The 3,851-nt window shown below is 69.8% G+C and carries 3 protein-coding genes and 1 pseudogene; 3 read left to right on the forward strand and 1 reads right to left on the reverse strand.

Annotated elements, in window-relative coordinates:
- Positions 1-1,056 precede the first annotated feature (1,056 nt).
- The 3 genes from IEZ13_RS45930 to IEZ13_RS45940 all read left to right on the forward strand — a co-directional run bounded on the left by IEZ13_RS45930 (position 1,057) and on the right by IEZ13_RS45940 (position 3,289).
- Positions 1,057-1,398: a hypothetical protein gene (locus tag IEZ13_RS45930; RefSeq protein ID WP_183227837.1), complete on the forward strand. Its 342-nt coding sequence runs from the start codon at positions 1,057-1,059 to the stop codon at positions 1,396-1,398.
- 321 nt (positions 1,399-1,719) lie between these two features.
- A complete protein-coding gene (locus IEZ13_RS45935) occupies positions 1,720-2,439 on the forward strand; it encodes an L-2-amino-thiazoline-4-carboxylic acid hydrolase (RefSeq protein ID WP_183227836.1) in 720 nt (239 codons plus the stop codon).
- Between the two features lie 49 nt (positions 2,440-2,488).
- The gene (locus IEZ13_RS45940; protein WP_183227835.1) at positions 2,489-3,289 is read left to right on the forward strand and encodes a hypothetical protein; all 801 of its coding nucleotides are present in this window, start codon (positions 2,489-2,491) and stop codon (positions 3,287-3,289) included.
- 228 nt (positions 3,290-3,517) lie between these two features.
- Here IEZ13_RS45940 and IEZ13_RS45945 read toward each other — a convergent pair.
- A pseudogene (locus IEZ13_RS45945) lies at positions 3,518-3,851 on the reverse strand (hypothetical protein); the annotation flags it as partial.

The following is a 3,851-nucleotide window of genomic DNA, read 5'->3' on the forward strand; positions in this document are numbered from 1 at the left end:
CCCAGGCCCGCCGCCCGCGCAGCCGCTGGCAGCGCCTGCTGGACCGCATCCGCTGACGCGAACCCACCGAGAACGCGCCCGGCCCTGCCCCGCAGCGCCGGGCGCGTTCATGGTCCACAAACCCACCACCCGCTCCGCGGCCCGCACGCCACTGAGACCCGGAACCCCACCTTCCACTCCGCGGCCGTAACGCTGCCACGGTGAGCATGGAGTCTGTTGACGCAAGGCCGGGGCGCGCAAGGCGACGAGTGCGGTGGGCGCTCGCCCCGGACAGAGCGACCGGCTGAACTCCGGTTGACCGAGTGTGACGGCCATCGGCCCGTGCGGTAGATCGGGGCGGCAGGAGAGTCTCTTTCTCCGTTGTCGTCTGGCGTTGATGTCAAGTCGCCTTTTCGCGTGTTTCCTCGCCTTCGCCGCAGGATTCGGCCGGTCATCGCCGGCCGTTCGAGCCATCCGCAAACGCGATGTGAATCTTGAGCGATCGTCACGAACGGCGCGATCTTGGGTGATCGCGGCTATCCGGAGGTATCCGATCACCCAAGGTCCCCCAGGGGAAATAGATCATGGACGATGATTGGCCGCCGGACGGCAACCAGGCTTCAAGATCGGCCCGGAAGCCACCATCGCCCAAGATCGCCGGCAAGTCGGGGTGGCACCGCAGCCATTCGAACGCACGCCTTGACATCGACGCCAGGCGACAACCGAGAAAGAGGCTCTCTGGCTACCTCGATCCACCACAAGCACGGGTGAACAGGGTTCCTCGCTCACACGAAATTCCTGCCGGTCGGGCTTTCGGGGGTGAGCGCACACGGCAGCCGCCACGTGGGCGGCCGTCGCGGCTACAGGCCACGTAGACGACCACGACACCGCCTTCGTGTGCGCCACCCGCTCTCGGGTAAGCGCGGCCACCCGCCCAGCGTGACCGGAAGCAGGGGCGGCCATGATCGGCGGCGCACGACGATGAGGCCGTGCCGGTGACCAGTCGCGCACCGCCAAGAGCATCCTAGGAATCTAGGTGGTTGCTGTCTGACCGGTGTGTCGGTTTAGGCTGATGGCATGTCCGTGAGTACCGCTCCCGTCACGCACCTCGCCCGGCCCCACCGGCCGGTCGTCGTCGCCGGGACGCTCGGTGAGCTGCGCGGCCCGACCTCCGGCCTGGTGGAGCTGCCGCTGCGCCTGTGGTGGCAGCCGCAGCGGGCCTTCGACCTCGGCGTGCACACCATGCTGCTGTGGATGTATGAGAACGTGCTGCGCGAGGCGATCCGCGTCGACGAGCTCCGGGCGTACCTCGACGGGCCGACCCTGGCCCGGTTGTGGCCGGAGCTGAACCTGCCCCGGAGCGTGCGCGCGGCCTGGGAGGCGCGGCACCCCCGCCTGCGGATCCTCACCGCCGCCTGACCGCGGGTCAGGCCGTCGCCGGATCGGTTTCCGGGGACGTGTACCAGGGGCTCAGGTAGAAGGCGAGTTCCGGGTGGCCCAGAACTCGTTTTGTCGACGACTTTTGCCGCGACGTCGCCCGGATCGCGCAGAGCGGTACTCGTTGCCCGCGTGACCGCTTGACGCCGGGTGGACGGCCCTCTTTACTGGGGCATCAATTCGCAGCGCCGGTTGGTGGTGGAGCGCGCTGGTCAACCCCGGACCGCACGGGGCGTCCAGTCTCGGCTCCCACCGGGTGCTCGGCGTAGCCCGCGTGGTCCTGACCCGAAAGGGACCACCACCATGAGTGACGCCACCACGGCGCGATCCTCCGTCCCGCCGCACCGGGACGAGCCCCGGTTCGATCCGGCGGAATGGACCCCGATCATCGAGCGGGCGTTCTTCGTACGTCTGCTGGAGCTGCTCGGTTCCCGTGCCGCGACCGTCTGGTCTCAGCCCGTCGACGAGTTGGTGCGAGACCGGCTCGCCGCCCTCGACACACGGATCAGTCCCCTGGTCGCCAACACGATGGACGCGGCCAACGCCCGGTTCACCGCGCTGGCCGTCGCGGCGTACGACGTCGTCGAGCCGGTGTTCGGACCTGCCGAGGCCGCCTCGATCGTGGAGGACTGCCTCAACAGTCCGCTACGCGAGGACATCCTGGCCGGCACGCGCGGCATGCTCGACCACGCCGACGATCCGTTCGGTGTCCTGGTCGCCGCCAGCAAGGAACGCGAGCAGTCCTACTTCGGCCCGTCGTTCCACTTCGAGCGTCCCGTGGACGATCACGACACGTACGTTCTGGACGTACGTCGCTGTTTCTTCCACGACGTCCTGGTCGCGGCCGGCCGTAGCGAGCTTCAGCCGATCCTGTGCCGCTTCGACCTGAACTGGGCCGACGCCATCGATGCGTCGCGGCACCACCTGAGGTTCGTGCGGCCGGTGACCTTCGCCGGCGGCCGCGCCTGCCGCATGCTGTTCACCCGCGAGGAGCACCTCCCCGGGCTGATCACCGAGAGTTGATCGAAGCAGGCCGAGTAAGGCCTGGACCGGTACGGCTACCGTGCGTCGAGTGCGGAGCAGAGCAGGTGGTGTTGTGGTCCCGGCCGGGCTCGCCGTGGCGTTCGGGGTCGCCTTCGTGGTGGCTCCGGCGCCAGTGGCGGCGCTCCGGCCGGGCCGCGGGTTCGCTGATCAAGCGCATCTGGCCGGGCAGCTCCGGGTGGCGTTCGCCGAGTACTGGCAGTCCGGCGACGGGCCGTTCTCCCCCAGCATGGCGGGAGTCGTCGACTACTGGCTGCGCTACCACCTGGTCAAAGCGGTGACCGCCGCGCTGCTGTTCGCCGTGCTCGCCGTACTCGGGGTGCGGCTCTGGACAGCGTTCACCCGGGGCGCCTCCAGGCTCGCGGCGGCCGGTGTCGTGGTGACGATGTCGGCGGTGTTCTCGCTCGCCCTGGTGATGGCGAACGTCCAGGGTTCGGTGTCGCCGTTCGCCTCGCTCCTGCCGATGCTGGTGGACGGGCCCGGCAGTGGTGCGGACGGCGTGACGCTCGCGCAGGTCCGGCAGCAGCTCGCGGCGGGCGGCCGGGCCTCTCCCCCGCTCCAGGTGATGATCGACGACTTCGCCCGCTACCACGCGGCGATGGCGGTGATCGCCGCGCTGGTGGCGGCCGGTCTCGCCGCGTTCGGCGTGCTGCTGTGGCGCAGGTTCACCGGCACGGCGCCGGCCGAGCGGCGGACCCGCCGGGTGCTGGCCTCGTTCGGCGTGCTGACCGGCCTCCTGCTGCTGGTCGCCGGGGTGATCGCGGTGGCCAACACGACGACCGTCGTCGACCCCGCCCCGGCCCTGCTGGCCTTCTTCGAAGGCGGCTGGTAGACCTGCGCCTCCGGTCGGGCGAAGCCTGATCGTACGGCGTCCAGGCGCCTGGCCAGATCCGGCGCCGCTGCGGAAGCAGGGCCGCGACCGTCACGTCACGGGACCGGCTCCGTCCGCGGCGGGAGCGCGTCAGCGTACGAAAACTGTGCCTTTGATCCTGGTGTTGATGAGGTGTAGCCCTGTCACCTCTCGCCGCCCGTGATGAAACCCCCGGATTTGCCGATGCGGTCAGGCAACCGCCCGAAACGGCGCCAGCGTGGCGCGGATGGTCTCGGCGGCGCCCCAGCCGTCGTCGAACTGGACCAGGACCGCCAGGTGCTGTCGCAACTGGATGATCGGCATGCGGGCGGGCCAGTCGCCGTCGAGGCCGGTCAGTACGGCGTAGACGGCGAAGACCCGGCGCGACTCGGGCGGCGGCGCCGTGGTCCAGAGGTGGGCCAGGTCAATTGATCTGCAGCCGAACGAGCCGCCACCCCTGGTGGGGTGGCGGCTCGGTGTGTGTCCAGTCAGCTCAGCTTGACGTTGAAGATCGGGTTGGCGGCGAGCTTCTTGAAGGCGGCGA

Source organism: Actinoplanes campanulatus (assembly GCF_014647795.1).
Taxonomy (GTDB): Bacteria; Actinomycetota; Actinomycetes; order Mycobacteriales; family Micromonosporaceae; genus Actinoplanes; species Actinoplanes campanulatus.